This window comes from Acinetobacter radioresistens DSM 6976 = NBRC 102413 = CIP 103788 (assembly GCF_006757745.1).
Taxonomy (GTDB): Bacteria; Pseudomonadota; Gammaproteobacteria; order Pseudomonadales; family Moraxellaceae; genus Acinetobacter; species Acinetobacter radioresistens.
The window spans coordinates 2,609,700-2,626,984 of the sequence record NZ_AP019740.1 but is presented as its reverse complement, the minus strand read 5'-3'; the positions used below and the strand labels follow the sequence as shown (position 1 = coordinate 2,626,984).

Below are 17,285 nucleotides of genomic sequence, written 5' to 3'. Positions count from 1 at the left end.
AAGGGCGGGTATGCATCTCAAGAAAAATAATTCATTAAGTAAATATGGATTAAAAAACAAAAGTTTTCAGCGCCTCTTGCTTGGAAGCTTGATGAGTGTATTCGGTATACATTGTAGCCAAGCTGCTGACGAGCAGTTTAATGATGCCTTAAGGGCTGCCAATGCGGGTAATGTTGCGCTGTTAGATCAGTATCAGGCTGCTATGCAAAATGATGTACTTGGCTATTATCCGGAATACTGGAAATTAAATACCAATCTGGGTTTTCAGTCGCCTTCAGCAATTATTAGCTTTGCCCAGCGGTATCCGCAGGCTGCCATGACCGAAAAACTTGCCGCTGACTATGTAGAAGAAAAAGTAAAACAGGCTGATTATGCCAATGCCCAGCCAGTTTTGGCTTATGTGACCAATCCTGACCGTGCAGAAAGCTGTGCGGTTGCCCAGGTGCGGGCTAAGACTGGCGACCCTCTGGTCTTCGCCGAGTATAAGGATATATGGTTTACTACTGAATCGCAGCCTGATTCCTGTACCGGTTTGGGGCGTATGATGCTGGCCAGCCCATTAATGACTGCTCAAGATCGCCAGCAGCGTTTATGGGGACAACTACGGGCAGGACAGTCGGGTCATGCGCTGGCAACTGCACAAACTATTGGGCTACCTTTATCATTGCCCCAGCTGAACCAGATTCAGGCTAATCCGCTTAATTATTTATGGTCTGCACCCAAAGCGACTCCAACCGATCATGCTTATCTGATTTTTGCCTTGGGACGCTTGGCCAATAACGAACTGGAAACAGCGTTATCTTCGGTAAAACGCGCGGCTGAGGGTACGCCTGCCGATGTACAACGCTATTTGTATCGCACAGTGGGTTATATTGGCGGTACTACTGTCATGAAGAATAATTTTAATCGGGAAGTCCTGAATGCTTTAGATACCAGCTATGGTTATCCATTTACCCCTGAAGAAGCAGAAATCTATGCGCGACAGGCGATTCGCTTTGGAGCGTGGGAGAGTGTAATCCGTGCTATTGATAGTATGACAGTCACCCAGAAACAGGAAGACCGCTGGCAATACTGGCTGGCCCGTAGCGTGGAAAAACGGAATGACAGTGGTTCACGCCAGACAGCACGAGCTATCTATAGTAAATTGGCCCAGGCAGGCGATGATTATCATAATCTGTTAGCAAAGGATCAGTTGGGCCAAAAATACAGCAGTGTGCCGGGTAATCAGCAACCTTCTAGCCAAGACATGCAGCGGCTGAACCAGAATATCCATTTTAACCGCGCGTTTACCTTGCGCCGTATTAATGCACCAGATAGCTATATTAACCGTGAGTGGAACTGGGCAGTACGTCAGGCATACCTGAAGCAGGATGATGGTTTATTACTCGCTGCGGCGAAACGTGCTCATGATATGGGATGGTATGATCGAGCAATCTATGCCGCAGAACGTACAGTGAGACAGCATAATTACAGTTACCGTTATGCTACTCCACATCAGGGTACAGTGGTGAGTCATAGCCGCAATGTGGGAGTAGATCCTGCTTGGGCTTATGGACTTATGCGTCAGGAAAGCCGTTTTGTATCTTCTGCACGTTCACATGTTGGAGCTGGCGGATTGATGCAGATCATGCCGGATACAGCACGACTGGTCGCCCGGCAAATGGGCGAGAGTTATAACCCGGCTGCCCTGACTGATATGAATACCAATATCCGCTACGGTACTTATTATCTGTCCATGATACAAAATCAGCTCAGTAATAACCCTGTATTGGCAACGGCTGGCTATAATGCCGGTCCGAACAGGGCTAAGCGCTGGCAGCCTGAATTTCAGAGTCTGACTGCTGATCAATATACGGAAGCCATTCCGTTACTTGAAACCCGTGACTACGTTAAAAATGTCATGGCAAATGCAACTCATTATGGGGTGCTATTGGGGCAAGGACCACAATCTATTCAGAACCGGATGAAAGTAATACCGGTCAGGAATACACCATAAGGGTCCGGTGAATTAATGTGTTACTGCAATTTATAGCTAGTTTTTCAATGAAGAAAATAAGTCTAAAGGCAACCTCTTCTTTTGCAGCTGCCGGATGTGTAACTGCTGTGATCGGGTTGTGTAGTTCTCCGGCCTTTGCTGCACCAGCTTTGCAGGGGTATGTGATGCGTGTGCAAATGACACCGGCAGTATGTGCACTGGACTCATCCAGACAGAAAACCCGCCAGTGTCTGGAAGGGTATTCATTGACGATTGCCGGTTTGCTGCCTGAAACAACAGAAGAAGACTGTACAACCAGTTCTTCTGCAAATCTGTCACCCATTCAGGCAAACGTTGTGTCGCGTATTATGCCGGGTGAAAATAGCCGTGCTCAGTTATGGCATAGCGTAGGAGGGTGTTTGCCAATGAATGCCAGCCAGTATTTCCGTACCATTATTAATTATGCCGAGCGCTTAAAAATACCTGCCGATCTGACCGGCTCAGTCAGTCGTCAAATGCAAAATAATTCATTAAAACAGCAGTTTTTAAAACTGAACCCTGCTTTGCCAAATAATGGAATACGCTTTAGTTGTGAAAGTTTAAGAGGCACACCTGTCTTGACAGAGGTTCAGGTATGTTACCGGGTTAATGGGCAGTATAAACAGTGCTCAAGTGAAGTCGTCTCCAGTTGTCCAGGTAGCTTTACCGTAAAAGGGGCATATTAAACAATTATTTGATGCTTAAAGATAATCTGAAAGTATGAAAAGGATTTCATTTATATTTCCTATCAGACTTTAGGGGAAATCCATTCTCTTTTACATGCATCTATCAGACGATTGGAGTACAATCTTTGCCGTTTATGTTTATTAAGATTAGATAGAACAGCTATTTAATCATTATGACGATCCTCAATTGGAGATAATTACATGAAGCAACCTGTTCGCGTTGCCGTTACTGGCGCTGCTGGTCAAATTGGTTACAGCCTGTTATTCCGTATCGCAAGCGGCGAAATGCTGGGTAAAGACCAACCAGTTATTCTTCAATTATTAGAAATTCCTGTTGAGAAAGCTCAACAAGCGCTGAAAGGCGTAATGATGGAACTAGACGACTGTGCTTTCCCATTGTTGGCGGGCATGATCGGTACTGATGATCCTAAAGTAGCATTCAAAGATGCTGATTACGCGCTTCTTGTGGGTTCACGCCCACGTGGTCCTGGTATGGAACGTGCTGACCTGCTTAAAGTGAACGGTGAAATCTTCATCGGTCAAGGTCAGGCGCTTAACGAAGTGGCTAGTCGTGACGTTAAAGTATTGGTTGTAGGTAACCCTGCAAACACCAATGCTTACATCGCAATGAAATCTGCTTCAGATCTTCCAGCGAAAAACTTTACAGCAATGCTACGTCTTGACCACAACCGTGCCTTGACTCAGCTTGCTCAAAAAGCAGGTGTTGCAGTTTCTGACATCGAAAACATGACTGTTTGGGGTAACCACTCTCCAACCATGTATGCTGACTATCGTTTTGCAACTGTGAACGGCGAAAGCTTGAAAGACAAAATCAACGATGCTGAATGGAACAAAGACGTATTCCTTCCAACTGTTGGTAAACGTGGCGCTGCGATTATCGAAGCGCGTGGCCTGTCTTCTGCTGCTTCTGCTGCAAATGCTGCTATCGACCATATGCGTGACTGGGCACTTGGTACAAACGGCAAATGGGTAACAATGGGTATTCCTTCTGATGGATCTTACGGCATTCCTGAAGGCGTAATGTTTGGTTTCCCTGTAACCACTGAAAACGGTGAATACAAAATCGTTCAAGGTCTTGAAATCGACGAATTCAGCCGTGAGCGCATTAACGTAACTCTGAACGAACTTGAAGAAGAGCGCGCAGCAGTTGCTGATATGCTTAAATAATCTATTTTTTAGATTGATAAAAAGCGCCTGTCATAGGCGCTTTTTTTATAGTCATCTTTAGATTTATCACAAAAGATAACAAGAATACATCGGCCTGTAGCCCTAATTTTCTGCGTATTTGTTAGTTTATAGATTGATGAAATAACAAATAGGAGTCAAGTTATGGTACTCGAACAACAACCCACTTTAGAATTATTATTTGAGCAATTAGGCTTACCTTCAGATGAAGCTTCTATAGACCAGTTTGCAAAAGATCATCAGCTTCCTTCTGATGTAATTTTACCAGAAGCAGATTTCTGGACACAGGGGCAGAGTTCTTTCCTGCGTGAACACTGGCATCAGGATGATGAATGGATTGTGATTATTGACAAGCTGAACCAGATGCTGCACGTTGAAGACGATAAAAATCCTAAGCATCCTGAATAAGAAAAAAGGCTCTTCTGTGAAGAGCCTTTGATTTCAATCAATGAACACGCGACTGAAGCAGTTTCATAAACCAGTCCTCATTACGCACAGCCTGAAAGGCAAAATGTTGTCGTAATGTTTCCCGATCAAACTCTTGAGTCTTGGTATATTTGCTCAGCCAGTGCCGGGTAAGAGCCAATTCATTTTTAGCAACAGATGCATAGCCTAAAATCAGAAAAATTTCACCATGCTCATAATGTGCCAATGGTTTTAAAATCTGCTGGGCAATTAAGGCAAAATGCGCTTCACGATTCAATTCAAAGAAAACCATATAAGCTTTAGCTAGCTGAATCGAGAGGTCAAGGTAAACCCTTAACGGCATTTCTTCATATTCCAGGCGGCCTTGTTCAAGAATGACAATAGCCTCCTGTAAGAAATGAACCTGTTCCTGACGATGATTGCTGCGATTTACCAGTTCCATGCGTAACTGCCCACGCTCAAGCGCCAGTTCAGGCGTACTGCATGACAAGAACAATTGATCTGTTTCACCGATGCGGGCTATCAGTTGCTTGGTATCTTCTAGCATTCGCCATTACTCTTATAAATATTAAGTTTATATATGAGGCTGGTTTTACAGATTTAAAGCGACCGGCCCGGCCTTTACCATAACACCGGTCCACTACGTAGCCATGCAGTAATAGACAGGCGCTGTTGTTGCGCCTTTAAGACTTCATGCAAAAGATCACTTTGAAAAATCACCAATCGATTGGGTGTGGGTTCAATAATATGCCAATCCTGATGTACATCCTGTAAGCGCAACTGCCCACCCCAGTGACTCTGCCATTGTTCATGTAAGTAGTAAACAGCAGAAAAAACCCGATCATTTTTTTGTTGGGGATTATCACGGTGTAAAGTATAAAACTCGCCAGCATTATAACAGGCGAAGTGAGCTTCAACTTCACGAATACTGGTAAAGAATGCCCGGTTAAGTGTGATAGCCAGTTGTTGCAAGGTGTTTATATGTTGCTGTGCAATAGGCAAATTCTCATTGATCCATAAAATATGGTCACTGCGGATTTGCGTAACCACTCCGTTTTGAACAGCAGCTTCCCGAAAACGATTAATATTTTCAGTACATTCTTCTACTAAATCATGCAAATAAGCTTGCTCATAGGCTCGATCAATAACTGCAAAACCATGTTGATGTAAATCACTGATCACTTGGTCAAGAGCCCAGGATTGCGGTAGAAGAACGTCTTCCATATCACCTCGAAAAAATAAGGATAAAAAGTAAGGGATTATTTTAGAATAAGAGAAGTTCCTTAAAGAAACATTTTTTCATGCTAAAATGCCTATTGAACTAAGGAATTAATGCAAAAATGAATTACCGTCACCATTTCCATGCAGGCAACTTTGCCGATGTTATGAAACATGTACTGTTGCTGCAATTGTTGACACGCCTGAATAGTAAAGACAAGCCTTATCGTTATATCGATACGCATGGCGGCGCGGGTCAATATGATCTGTCGTCTGCACCTGCACAAAAGTCTGGTGAATTTCTGACAGGTATTCACCGTTTGGTCAAGCTGGATGACTCAGTCAAGCGTAATGCACCAGAAGGCGTACAGCAATACCTGAAACTGGTTGAAAGTATGCGTAGCCAGCAGGGTCAAGGAGCTTATCCGGGCTCACCATGGTTTGCATTACAGGGAATGCGTGATATTGATAAAGCCACAGTGTTTGAAATGCAACGGGATATATTTCAGCAGTTACGTGACAATATTCGTGATTCACGTGCTGGGCTGCATGAACGTGATGCTTATGAGGGACTACTGGCCGTTATTCCACCGAAAGAAAAACGCGGTCTGGTCATGATTGATCCGCCTTATGAATTAGAACGTAAAGATTTTCCGCAATTGGTAGAGCTTTTACAGAATGCCTATAAAAAATGGCCGACGGGCGTATTTGCCGTGTGGTATCCGATTAAGGATCGCGCCATGATTGAGCGTTTTGAAAAGAAAATGATGAAGACCGGTATTCGCCGGCAGCTCATCTGTGAAATCTGTGTATGGCCGGATGATACGCCAGTCGGTTTAAATGGTTGTGGTTTACTGGTCATTAATCCGCCTTGGAAGTTTTCTGAAGATGCAGATGAGGCACTACAATGGTTGTTTCCACATCTGCGCATGCAGGAAATTGGCGGACATGCGGCAGTACGCTGGCTAGTTGGTGAATAATCTGTATTTTACCGTAAATTGGATAAGGTCATAGTTAGGACGTATAAGAATGACAAATATACCTAAGCCTGAACGGGATGATAATTCTCACGACTCATTTGATGGAATTACCTTTGAAGTAGTCGAAGAAGAGCATACTCATGAAGGGCAGAAAATAAGGCGTCGTGGAATTTATCTATGGCCGAACCTAATTACGACCGCAGCTTTACTTGCAGGGTTCTATTCAATAGTCGCGAGCATGAATGGAGTCTATAGTCAGGCCATTTATGCGATTTTTATTGCTGCGCTCTTAGATGGTCTGGATGGACGGGTAGCACGTGCCATTGGTGCACAAAGTGCTTTTGGTGAACAATTTGACTCATTGTCTGACCTGCTGGCTTTTGGCGTAGCGCCTGCAATGCTCATGTATAGCTGGAGTCTTAATGATCTTGGTCGTATTGGTTTAGCTTGCTGTTTTGTCTATACCGCTTGTGCCGCCTTCCGGTTAGCCCGTTTCAATGTGCAGATCGGAGTAGTCGATAAGCGTTATTTTATCGGGATTGCAAGTCCGTTGGCTGCAATCATTGTGGTTTCATTAATCTGGGTAGGAATAGATTTTCCAGCGATTTTTGATCTGCAGGACCGGGGAATTCAAGCCACCAATGCTGTCCTGATGCTGATTATCGGAATCCTGATGATTTCTAATATCAAGTATTACTCATTTAAACAGATGGATCGCAAACGTGTACCTTTTGCAGTCATGCTTCCTGTTGTTTTGATTCTTGCAGCAATTACGTACAATATACCTGTTGGAATACTGACTGTTTCTATTATTTATGCATTATCAGGTTTCATTACAACATTTTTGGCCCGAAGACATCAAAGTCGTATTATAACCTAACCAAATCAGGGGGTTCAGTATGGTTAAATTGATTACGTCGTTGAATCAATCACAGCAGCTGAACCCTAAATCATTTTCTAAACTGAACTTGGCTTATCATCCGCCTAAAGGCCGTTTTAAAATTATCCATCAGGGTCTGATTCTACCCAATCTGCCTGCTCCATTTCATTATCTTAATTTTATAAGTCTTATCGGCCAGCCCCGAATACCAGTATTTTTTAATCAAAGTGCCATTCTTGAGCAGGCGCTCGATACTGCAACAGTTTTGGTCAGCTCCAGTCCACATATGGTGGGGCAACTTAAAAGTTACTCTATAAAAGAACAGTGCCTTTTTAATTCTGATAATTTTTCCTTTGCAGATATTGATCAAGTATCTGGTGAATTACCTGCATTGCGAATCAAACACCAGTCACCCGAGTTTTCTATAGATTTAAATGTGGTGACTCTGCCTGTTCTTTCTCAATTTATAAAAATAAAATGGGGCTTATTCGAGCACTGGTCTTTGCTTTGCCAGTGTAAAGGCGAAGTTTACTACCAAGAACAGCGTTATTTAATTGAAGGAACCGGTAGCTTTGAATATGCCCGTGCTGCCAATATACCCGTAATTACCTGGTGCTTTTTTACCTATCAGGTTATTAATCTGAGTCCGTCCTTACAAGTTCTGCTTCTACAAATCCGTAATAATTTTAATCAACTTGTTCAATCACATCTTTATGTGCGTGATATAGCTGGAGACATGGAGCTCCATGACAAAAATGTAATATTCAAAGTAGACCGTGTTTATCCTAAAGTGACTACACCTAATGGTAAAAAGATGTACTTGCCTAGAGAATTTTCTTGGTGCGTAGAACATGAAGGACAAATATTATTTGAATTGCATGCACAAAGCCGAGGGGATTTCAAATTTGGTTTGGCAGCAGGCTATGTCGGAAGCTTTCGTTATCAGGCTCATTGGGAGGGCGAAAGCTATGAAGGCGAGAGCGGTTATATTGAATATATTGACTGCCGACCTTTGCGTTGGCAGGAAAAAAATGAACAGGATAAAATACTGGATCAGTTAAGTGTGGCTGAGCCGTGTATACTTAAGAAATAAAAAAAAGCCGGGTTTTTGCCGGATAAATAACCAGCCGATCACTTTTTTATAAAATACCGCTTGCGTTGAGAAAAAAATGGCCTATAATGCACATCCATCGGCGGTGATGAAGATTAAAACTTCTGATAAAACAGCAACTTAGTTAAATATAGTTAAGTCGGGTTTTGTTAGATAAGTTTAAAATAATCTGAATTACCAGTTGACTTTCTGAAAAGAAAGCGTAATATAGCCGACCTAGCTTGCTGCTGACGAAGCAGTAAGAAGATCATTAAGAGAATATGAAGAACAACTTGTGTGGATTTTTACTGGTTGATCGATCGAAATAATTTTCATTGATTGAATGGTAGAAATTTCTCGAAGTTTATTTGAGTAAATTTTTAGTCAGAAGATTAATGAGCCAGAATTGGTACCTTGTCTATAAATAAGGTACAAATGATTTTAACTGAAGAGTTTGATCATGGCTCAGATTGAACGCTGGCGGCAGGCTTAACACATGCAAGTCGAGCGGATGAAGGTAGCTTGCTACTGGATTCAGCGGCGGACGGGTGAGTAATGCTTAGGAATCTGCCTATTAGTGGGGGACAACGTTCCGAAAGGAGCGCTAATACCGCATACGTCCTACGGGAGAAAGCAGGGGACCTTTGGGCCTTGCGCTAATAGATGAGCCTAAGTCGGATTAGCTAGTTGGTAGGGTAAAGGCCTACCAAGGCGACGATCTGTAGCGGGTCTGAGAGGATGATCCGCCACACTGGGACTGAGACACGGCCCAGACTCCTACGGGAGGCAGCAGTGGGGAATATTGGACAATGGGGGGAACCCTGATCCAGCCATGCCGCGTGTGTGAAGAAGGCCTTTTGGTTGTAAAGCACTTTAAGCGAGGAGGAGGCTACCTAGATTAATACTTTAGGATAGTGGACGTTACTCGCAGAATAAGCACCGGCTAACTCTGTGCCAGCAGCCGCGGTAATACAGAGGGTGCGAGCGTTAATCGGATTTACTGGGCGTAAAGCGTGCGTAGGCGGCCAATTAAGTCAAATGTGAAATCCCCGAGCTTAACTTGGGAATTGCATTCGATACTGGTTGGCTAGAGTATGGGAGAGGATGGTAGAATTCCAGGTGTAGCGGTGAAATGCGTAGAGATCTGGAGGAATACCGATGGCGAAGGCAGCCATCTGGCCTAATACTGACGCTGAGGTACGAAAGCATGGGGAGCAAACAGGATTAGATACCCTGGTAGTCCATGCCGTAAACGATGTCTACTAGCCGTTGGGGCCCTTGAGGCTTTAGTGGCGCAGCTAACGCGATAAGTAGACCGCCTGGGGAGTACGGTCGCAAGACTAAAACTCAAATGAATTGACGGGGGCCCGCACAAGCGGTGGAGCATGTGGTTTAATTCGATGCAACGCGAAGAACCTTACCTGGCCTTGACATACAGAGAACTTTCCAGAGATGGATTGGTGCCTTCGGGAACTCTGATACAGGTGCTGCATGGCTGTCGTCAGCTCGTGTCGTGAGATGTTGGGTTAAGTCCCGCAACGAGCGCAACCCTTTTCCTTATTTGCCAGCACTTCGGGTGGGAACTTTAAGGATACTGCCAGTGACAAACTGGAGGAAGGCGGGGACGACGTCAAGTCATCATGGCCCTTACGGCCAGGGCTACACACGTGCTACAATGGTCGGTACAAAGGGTTGCTACACAGCGATGTGATGCTAATCTCAAAAAGCCGATCGTAGTCCGGATTGGAGTCTGCAACTCGACTCCATGAAGTCGGAATCGCTAGTAATCGCGGATCAGAATGCCGCGGTGAATACGTTCCCGGGCCTTGTACACACCGCCCGTCACACCATGGGAGTTTGTTGCACCAGAAGTAGGTAGTCTAACCGCAAGGAGGACGCTTACCACGGTGTGGCCGATGACTGGGGTGAAGTCGTAACAAGGTAGCCGTAGGGGAACCTGCGGCTGGATCACCTCCTTAACGAAAGATTGACGATTGGTAAGAATCCACAACAAGTTGTTCTTCATGACGATGTATCTGAGGGTCTGTAGCTCAGTTGGTTAGAGCACACGCTTGATAAGCGTGGGGTCACAAGTTCAAGTCTTGTCAGACCCACCACTACTGACGAAAGCAGTAATGCAGAAAAACAGATATGTTGACTTATTGATAAGCTGGGGACTTAGCTTAGTTGGTAGAGCGCCTGCTTTGCACGCAGGAGGTCAGGAGTTCGACTCTCCTAGTCTCCACCACGAATCAAACATGATTTGATTCGAAGCTAGAGATTACAGAATTTAGTAAATGGAAGGTTCAAGAATCCTGGTTTATTAACTTCTGTGATTTATCACAGTTGACTGCAATCCGACGAGGATGCAGTGAATCATTAACAGATTGGCAAATTTGAGTCTGAAATAAATTGTTCAACTCATTCAATAGACGTTACAGGGCAACCTGTTGACTAACGTAGATTGAACTGAGAACTAGCAAATTAACTGAATCAAGCGTTTTGGTATATGAATTTAGATTGAAGCTGTACAGTGCTTAAATGCACAGTGCTCTAAACTGTAATGTTGAAGTTGCTCCTTGTAGGTAACGTCGACTGTTTGGGGTTGTATAGTCAAGTAATTAAGTGCATGTGGTGGATGCCTTGGCAGTCAGAGGCGATGAAAGACGTGATAGCCTGCGAAAAGCTTCGGGGAGGCGGCAAATATCCTGTGATCCGGAGATGTCTGAATGGGGAAACCCACTTACCATAAGGTAGGTATTGCATGATGAATACATAGTCATGCAAGGCGAACGAGGGGAAGTGAAACATCTCAGTACCCTCAGGAAAAGAAATCAATTGAGATTCCCTCAGTAGCGGCGAGCGAACGGGGATCAGCCCATTAAGTTATGTGTGTTTTAGCGGAATGCTCTGGGAAGTGCAACCGTAGAGGGTGATAGTCCCGTACACGAAAGGGCACACATAATGATGACGAGTAGGGCGAGGCACGTGAAACCTTGTCTGAATATGGGGGGACCATCCTCCAAGGCTAAATACTCCTGACTGACCGATAGTGAACCAGTACCGTGAGGGAAAGGCGAAAAGAACCCCTGTGAGGGGAGTGAAATAGATCCTGAAACCGCATGCATACAAGCAGTGGGAGCACCTTCGTGGTGTGACTGCGTACCTTTTGTATAATGGGTCAGCGACTTATATTCAGTGGCGAGGTTAACCGAATAGGGGAGCCGTAGAGAAATCGAGTCTTAATAGGGCGTCTAGTCGCTGGGTATAGACCCGAAACCGGGTGATCTATCCATGAGCAGGTTGAAGGTTGGGTAACACTAACTGGAGGACCGAACCCACCGTCGTTGAAAAGCCGGGGGATGACTTGTGGATAGGGGTGAAAGGCTAATCAAACTCGGTGATAGCTGGTTCTCCCCGAAAGCTATTTAGGTAGCGCCTCGGACGAATACCATTGGGGGTAGAGCACTGTTTCGGCTAGGGGGTCATCCCGACTTACCAAACCGATGCAAACTCCGAATACCAATGAGTACTATCCGGGAGACAGACTGCGGGTGCTAACGTCCGTAGTCAAGAGGAAAACAATCCAGACCGCCAGCTAAGGCCCCAAAATCATAGTTAAGTGGGAAACGATGTGGGAAGGCATAGACAGCTAGGAGGTTGGCTTAGAAGCAGCCACCCTTTAAAGAAAGCGTAATAGCTCACTAGTCGAGTCGGCCTGCGCGGAAGATGTAACGGGGCTAAAACTATGTGCCGAAGCTGCGGATGCACATTTATGTGCGTGGTAGGGGAGCGTTCTGTAAGCCGATGAAGGTGGATTGAGAAGTCTGCTGGAGGTATCAGAAGTGCGAATGCTGACGTGAGTAACGACAAAACGGGTGAAAAACCCGTTCGCCGAAAGACCAAGGGTTCCAGTCCAACGTTAATCGGGGCTGGGTGAGTCGACCCCTAAGGCGAGGCCGAAAGGCGTAGTCGATGGGAAATTGGTTAATATTCCAATACTTCTGTGTAATGCGATGAGAGGACGGAGAAGGTTAGGTCAGCCTGGCGTTGGTTGTCCAGGTGGAAGACAGTAGGCATGCATCTTAGGCAAATCCGGGGTGCTCTATGCTGAGAGTCGATAGCAAGCCAGTTTACTGGCGAAGTGGCCGATACCATACTTCCAAGAAAAGTCTCTAAGCTTCAGTTACACAGGAATCGTACCCGAAACCGACACAGGTGGTCAGGTCGAGTAGACCAAGGCGCTTGAGAGAACTCTGCTGAAGGAACTAGGCAAAATGGTACCGTAACTTCGGGAGAAGGTACGCTGCTGATGGTGATAGGACTTGCTCCTTGAGCTGTCGGCAGCCGCAGAAACCAGGCCGCTGCAACTGTTTATTAAAAACATAGCACTCTGCAAACACGAAAGTGGACGTATAGGGTGTGATGCCTGCCCGGTGCTGGAAGGTTAATTGATGGGGTTAGCGTAAGCGAAGCTCTTGATCGAAGCCCCAGTAAACGGCGGCCGTAACTATAACGGTCCTAAGGTAGCGAAATTCCTTGTCGGGTAAGTTCCGACCTGCACGAATGGCATAATGATGGCGGCGCTGTCTCCAGCAGAGGCTCAGTGAAATCGAAATCGCTGTGAAGATGCAGTGTACCCGCGGCTAGACGGAAAGACCCCGTGAACCTTTACTGCAGCTTGACACTGAACTTTGACCTTACTTGTGTAGGATAGGTGGGAGGCTTTGAAGTAGGGACGCCAGTTCCTATGGAGCCATCCTTGAAATACCACCCTGGTAATGTTGAGGTTCTAACTCTGACCCATAATCTGGGTCGAGGACCGTGTCTGGTGGGTAGTTTGACTGGGGCGGTCTCCTCCTAAAGAGTAACGGAGGAGTACGAAGGTGCGCTCAGCGTGGTCGGAAATCACGCGTAGAGTATAAAGGCAAAAGCGCGCTTAACTGCGAGACCCACAAGTCGAGCAGGTACGAAAGTAGGTCTTAGTGATCCGGTGGTTCTGTATGGAAGGGCCATCGCTCAACGGATAAAAGGTACTCTGGGGATAACAGGCTGATACCGCCCAAGAGTTCATATCGACGGCGGTGTTTGGCACCTCGATGTCGGCTCATCTCATCCTGGGGCTGAAGCAGGTCCCAAGGGTATGGCTGTTCGCCATTTAAAGAGGTACGCGAGCTGGGTTTAGAACGTCGTGAGACAGTTCGGTCCCTATCTACCGTGGGCGCTGGAAATTTGAGAGGATCTGCTCCTAGTACGAGAGGACCAGAGTGGACGAACCTCTGGTGTACCGGTTGTGACGCCAGTCGCATCGCCGGGTAGCTATGTTCGGAAGGGATAACCGCTGAAAGCATCTAAGCGGGAAGCCTACCTCAAGATAAGATTTCCCCGTGACTTTATGTCACCTAAAGAGCCGTTCAAGACCAGGACGTTGATAGGTTGGATGTGGAAGCATAGTGATATGTGAAGCTGACCAATACTAATTGCTCGTGAGGCTTGACTATACAACACCCAAACAGTTGTATACAAAGCATCAATCGATTCATAAATATGCAATATCCCTTGATTCAGCCTAATGCTGGAACATACAATTCAGACCCAGATCTGCCCGCTGTTAATAACTCATTTGGACTAAAGTACGGCATATACTGCACCGCAGTTAAATCAGACCCGAACAAGTCCATCAACAGTTGTGCTGGCGACCATAGCAAGAGTGAACCACCTGATCCCTTCCCGAACTCAGAAGTGAAACCTCTTAGCGCTGATGGTAGTGTGGGGTTACCCATGTGAGAGTAAGTCATCGCCAGCTCATTATTCTAAAAAGCCCCCTCACATGAGGGGGCTTTTTTTATGCGCAGGGGTTATATAAAATAATAGTTACTTTTAATAAATAAATTATTATATTGATTTTTCACTTATTTAAACTTCAGCTTATGAGCTGTATTTATAAAGCAGATAAATTGATAGGGATTATTATTAAATGAAAAGACAATTAAAATATGGCATAGGTATAGGTATATCACTTTTTATTTGTACTTCAATCAGTCATGCCGCCTCAGCTCAAGAATTAATAAAAGTAGCTGAGTCACAAAAGCAGCCTTTTTTAAATACTTTAAAAACTTTAGTAAATATTGAGTCTGGTAGCCGCGATATAGAAGGGCTGAATATAATTGCCAAGCAGGTAGCGCAACAACTTAAAAATACGGGTGCTCAAGTAGAAATTATTACTAATCACGATATTTATCGTATGGATGATACGCCCGAGCAAGTGGGACCAGTTGTGAAAGCAACCCATAAAGGTAAGGGGCAAACTAATATTATGCTAATTGCGCATATGGATACAGTTTATCCGAAAGGCTCGTTAGCAAAACAGCCATTTCGTATTGAAGGTGATAAAGCATATGGCTTGGGAATCATTGATGACAAGCAGGGAGTTGCATCGATTATTCATATTCTGTCTATACTTAAAAAATTAAACTATCAGGACTACGGCACCATAACAGTATTGATGAATTCAGATGAAGAAATCAGTTCGCCAGGTTCCCGTAAACTGATTAGTAAAATTGCTCAACAGCAGGATGTCATATTTTCATTTGAGGGTGGGGGAACAGATGGAAGTTTACGCTTGGCTACCAGCGGTATTGGCGCTGCCTATTTAGAGGTTAAAGGTAAGGCCTCTCATGCGGGTGTTAAGCCTGAAGATGGGGTAAATGCATTAACTGAGCTTTCTCACCAGATATTACAGCTGCAGGATCTGTCTGATGCTAAAACAGGTTTAAAATTAAACTGGACAGTTGCTACAGCTGGCAGAACCCGTAATGTAATACCAGAAGAGGCTCAAGCCCAGGCAGATGTACGTGCCTTAGACAATGCCGATTTTAAGAAAGTTGAAAGAATATTGGCTGAGCGGATAAAAAATAAAAAATTAAAAGACAGCCAAGTGGCAGTTAAATTTGAATTGCGCCGGCCTCCTTTATCTGCAAGTGAGCAAGCTCTATCAATTGCCAAGCAGGCCCAACAAATTTATTTGCAAGAATTCAAACAGCCGTTAAATATTCTAACTGAGGCAACAGGTGGAGGGACAGATGCTGCCTTTGCTGCGCTGGATTCCAAAGCAGCAGTCATCGAAGGAATGGGAGTTTCAGGATATGGAGCCCATTCCAATCAGGCCGAATATATTCTGGTAGAAAGTATTGTTCCACGTTTATATATGGCTACTCGGCTCATTATGGATATTTCAGAGCAGAAAAATAAATAGTTTTATATAAGACTAGAGTAAAGCCATGAATTCTTATTCATGGCTTTATTTAATTTAGGACATTTAATTGTCTGCGTGCGTGCTTTAATGCTGTTCTTAATCCTTCTTCCATAGTTGGGTGATAAAATGGTTTTGCAAGTAAGCGATCAACAGTTATATTTTCGGCCATCATCCAGTTTAGCAGATGGGCAAAATGTTCAGCATTGTTTACTAATAGTTCTGCACCCAGTAATTGTTTAGTCTGTTTATCTACGTATACCTCAACTTTGCCCATATTCTTTCCTAATACGATGGCTCTTCCCTGTTTCTCATAAAAAACTTCTCCAGTCACAAATTGAGAGCCTGCTTTAACCAGTTGTTGATAACTTTTTCCAACTATAGCCATTTCTGGTTGGCTAAATACAATAGATAGGGGCGTAAATAATTTTATAGGTTGAATATGGGGGTAACTTAAACAGTTATGTACAGCAAGCTTGCCTTCTTGTGCTGCCTCATGCTGAATGGGAGTATCTGTATATGCATCGCCTACTATAAAGATAGGGTACTCTGTAAGCTGTTTGGTTTCTGGATGAACAGGAAGATTTTTAATATCTTTAAAATCAGAGTGAATCTGGTCAAGTTTTAATGTATTTAGAAGACTTTTCCTTCCGGTAGCTACTAACAAATAATCAACTTCTAAGTCTTTAAATTTTCCATTCTGCTGATAACTTAACTTTACCCCATGCTCTGTTTTTACTACCTGTTCAGGTAAGGTGTTATATAAAATACATAACTCTTTAGCAAATTCCTGCTGGGCGATTTTCTGAAGTTCTGGACTGCTTAAATTACCTATCCGCTGACTACGTGCAAATATGGTTGTTTTTACATTTAAACGTTGCATGGCTTGTGCGAGCTCAAGGGCAATTACACCGCTACCCACTACGGCCAGTGAATTGGGTAGAGTCTCGAGCTCAAAAATATCATCTGATGTAATTAAACGATCCTGAAGTTCTTTTTTCCATTTAATATCGAAGCTTGGAGTTGAGCCAACTGCAAGAATAAAGCTTTTAGCCTGATAATGCTGGCTATTCACTTCTATGGTGTTGGCATTAATAAAATGTGCCTGTCCAGAGATTTTATGAGCTTCATTCCAGCTTTTTACATCCATCAGAGTAGCTTTTACAAATTGATCTCTGAGCCGTCGTACATGTGGCATGACGTGAGCTGTATTAATCTTACTTTTAGCTTTTAAGCCAACTTCATCTGCATGATGTATGTCATGCATCCGGTTAGCTGAAGAAATCAGAACTTTACTTGGCATACAACCTACACGGGCACATGTAGTATCCCAAGAGCCATCATTGATAATTAAAATATTTTGTGTATGTTTAATTGCCTCCTTATAGGCACCGATGCCGGCTGTGCCTGCCCCAACAATAATAAGATCGTACATTTATCTACCTATTTTAAAAGATTTTTTATATTCAAGGCTTCATCATATATTGTTGTAATTTTTGGTCTGTATCTTTTGTTAAAACTAATTAAAGAAAG

The 17,285-nt window shown here is 44.2% G+C and carries 11 protein-coding genes, 2 tRNA genes and 3 rRNA genes; 13 read left to right on the top strand and 3 right to left on the bottom strand.

Annotated features, from left to right (window positions below):
- Nucleotides 1–10 precede the first annotated feature (10 nt).
- From ACRAD_RS12320 to ACRAD_RS12305, 4 genes are all read left to right on the top strand, one after another.
- Nucleotides 11–1,996 (top strand): lytic transglycosylase domain-containing protein, encoded by a 1,986-nt coding sequence (locus ACRAD_RS12320; RefSeq protein WP_005024490.1) that lies wholly within the window; start codon nucleotides 11–13, stop codon nucleotides 1,994–1,996.
- 47 nt (nucleotides 1,997–2,043) lie between these two features.
- Nucleotides 2,044–2,700 carry a ribonuclease T2 family protein gene (locus ACRAD_RS12315; RefSeq protein ID WP_005024492.1) on the top strand — a complete coding sequence of 219 codons (657 nt, stop codon included), beginning with the start codon at nucleotides 2,044–2,046 and terminating at the stop codon, nucleotides 2,698–2,700.
- A 201-nt stretch (nucleotides 2,701–2,901) separates the two neighbouring features.
- Nucleotides 2,902–3,888 carry a malate dehydrogenase gene (locus tag ACRAD_RS12310; protein ID WP_005018414.1) on the top strand — a complete coding sequence of 329 codons (987 nt, stop codon included), beginning with the start codon at nucleotides 2,902–2,904 and terminating at the stop codon, nucleotides 3,886–3,888.
- Nucleotides 3,889–4,050: 162 nt separating this feature from the next.
- The gene (locus ACRAD_RS12305) at nucleotides 4,051–4,314 is read left to right on the top strand and encodes a DUF2789 family protein (RefSeq protein ID WP_005018415.1); all 264 of its coding nucleotides are present in this window, start codon (nucleotides 4,051–4,053) and stop codon (nucleotides 4,312–4,314) included.
- 37 nt (nucleotides 4,315–4,351) lie between these two features.
- Here ACRAD_RS12305 and ACRAD_RS12300 read toward each other — a convergent pair whose 3' ends face one another.
- Both ACRAD_RS12300 and ACRAD_RS12295 read right to left on the bottom strand, forming a co-directional pair.
- A complete protein-coding gene (locus tag ACRAD_RS12300) occupies nucleotides 4,352–4,879 on the bottom strand; it encodes a hypothetical protein (RefSeq protein ID WP_005024495.1) in 528 nt (175 codons plus the stop codon).
- A gap of 74 nt (nucleotides 4,880–4,953) precedes the next feature.
- Nucleotides 4,954–5,556, bottom strand: a complete 603-nt coding sequence (locus ACRAD_RS12295) for a 2OG-Fe(II) oxygenase (protein WP_005024498.1) — start codon at nucleotides 5,554–5,556, stop codon at nucleotides 4,954–4,956.
- 116 nt (nucleotides 5,557–5,672) lie between these two features.
- Here ACRAD_RS12295 and ACRAD_RS12290 point away from each other — a divergent pair, with 116 nt between their 5' ends.
- The 9 genes from ACRAD_RS12290 to ACRAD_RS12250 all read left to right on the top strand — a co-directional run bounded on the left by ACRAD_RS12290 (nucleotide 5,673) and on the right by ACRAD_RS12250 (nucleotide 15,755).
- The gene (locus tag ACRAD_RS12290) at nucleotides 5,673–6,530 is read left to right on the top strand and encodes a 23S rRNA (adenine(2030)-N(6))-methyltransferase RlmJ (RefSeq protein WP_005024500.1); all 858 of its coding nucleotides are present in this window, start codon (nucleotides 5,673–5,675) and stop codon (nucleotides 6,528–6,530) included.
- A 49-nt stretch (nucleotides 6,531–6,579) separates the two neighbouring features.
- A complete protein-coding gene (gene pssA, locus ACRAD_RS12285) occupies nucleotides 6,580–7,410 on the top strand; it encodes a CDP-diacylglycerol--serine O-phosphatidyltransferase (protein ID WP_005024502.1) in 831 nt (276 codons plus the stop codon).
- Nucleotides 7,411–7,429: 19 nt separating this feature from the next.
- Entirely contained in the window at nucleotides 7,430–8,503 is a 1,074-nt protein-coding gene (locus ACRAD_RS12280; RefSeq protein WP_005024504.1) for a DUF6670 family protein, read from the top strand.
- A 439-nt stretch (nucleotides 8,504–8,942) separates the two neighbouring features.
- Nucleotides 8,943–10,479 (top strand): 16S ribosomal RNA (locus tag ACRAD_RS12275).
- Between the two features lie 61 nt (nucleotides 10,480–10,540).
- Nucleotides 10,541–10,617: transfer RNA gene (locus ACRAD_RS12270), tRNA-Ile, on the top strand.
- Nucleotides 10,618–10,672: 55 nt separating this feature from the next.
- A tRNA-Ala gene (locus ACRAD_RS12265) sits at nucleotides 10,673–10,748 on the top strand.
- A gap of 363 nt (nucleotides 10,749–11,111) precedes the next feature.
- Nucleotides 11,112–14,001: ribosomal RNA gene (locus ACRAD_RS12260) — 23S ribosomal RNA — on the top strand.
- Nucleotides 14,002–14,191: 190 nt separating this feature from the next.
- Nucleotides 14,192–14,306, top strand: a 5S ribosomal RNA gene (rrf, locus tag ACRAD_RS12255).
- The 16S, 23S and 5S rRNA genes sit together here with 2 tRNA genes alongside, the layout of an rRNA operon.
- A gap of 171 nt (nucleotides 14,307–14,477) precedes the next feature.
- Nucleotides 14,478–15,755 (top strand): M20/M25/M40 family metallo-hydrolase, encoded by a 1,278-nt coding sequence (locus ACRAD_RS12250; protein ID WP_005021312.1) that lies wholly within the window; start codon nucleotides 14,478–14,480, stop codon nucleotides 15,753–15,755.
- A 49-nt stretch (nucleotides 15,756–15,804) separates the two neighbouring features.
- Here the strand turns inward: ACRAD_RS12250 and ACRAD_RS12245 are convergent, their stop codons facing one another.
- The gene (locus ACRAD_RS12245) at nucleotides 15,805–17,187 is read right to left on the bottom strand and encodes a dihydrolipoyl dehydrogenase (RefSeq protein ID WP_005021313.1); all 1,383 of its coding nucleotides are present in this window, start codon (nucleotides 17,185–17,187) and stop codon (nucleotides 15,805–15,807) included.
- Nucleotides 17,188–17,285 lie beyond the last annotated feature (98 nt).

Excerpts from the sequence above, each read along its gene's own strand:
- ACRAD_RS12315 (WP_005024492.1), top strand. The coding sequence starts at position 2,044 with ATGAAGAAAATAAGTCTAAAGGCAACCTCTTCTTTTGCAGCTGCCGGA.
- ACRAD_RS12310 (WP_005018414.1), top strand. The coding sequence starts at position 2,902 with ATGAAGCAACCTGTTCGCGTTGCCGTTACTGGCGCTGCTGGTCAAATT.
- ACRAD_RS12290 (WP_005024500.1), top strand. The coding sequence starts at position 5,673 with ATGAATTACCGTCACCATTTCCATGCAGGCAACTTTGCCGATGTTATG.
- ACRAD_RS12320 (WP_005024490.1), top strand. The coding sequence starts at position 11 with ATGCATCTCAAGAAAAATAATTCATTAAGTAAATATGGATTAAAAAAC.
- ACRAD_RS12305 (WP_005018415.1), top strand. The coding sequence starts at position 4,051 with ATGGTACTCGAACAACAACCCACTTTAGAATTATTATTTGAGCAATTA.
- ACRAD_RS12280 (WP_005024504.1), top strand. The coding sequence starts at position 7,430 with ATGGTTAAATTGATTACGTCGTTGAATCAATCACAGCAGCTGAACCCT.
- pssA (WP_005024502.1), top strand. The coding sequence starts at position 6,580 with ATGACAAATATACCTAAGCCTGAACGGGATGATAATTCTCACGACTCA.
- ACRAD_RS12245 (WP_005021313.1), bottom strand. The coding sequence starts at position 17,187 with ATGTACGATCTTATTATTGTTGGGGCAGGCACAGCCGGCATCGGTGCC.
- ACRAD_RS12250 (WP_005021312.1), top strand. The coding sequence starts at position 14,478 with ATGAAAAGACAATTAAAATATGGCATAGGTATAGGTATATCACTTTTT.
- ACRAD_RS12300 (WP_005024495.1), bottom strand. The coding sequence starts at position 4,879 with ATGCTAGAAGATACCAAGCAACTGATAGCCCGCATCGGTGAAACAGAT.
- ACRAD_RS12295 (WP_005024498.1), bottom strand. The coding sequence starts at position 5,556 with ATGGAAGACGTTCTTCTACCGCAATCCTGGGCTCTTGACCAAGTGATC.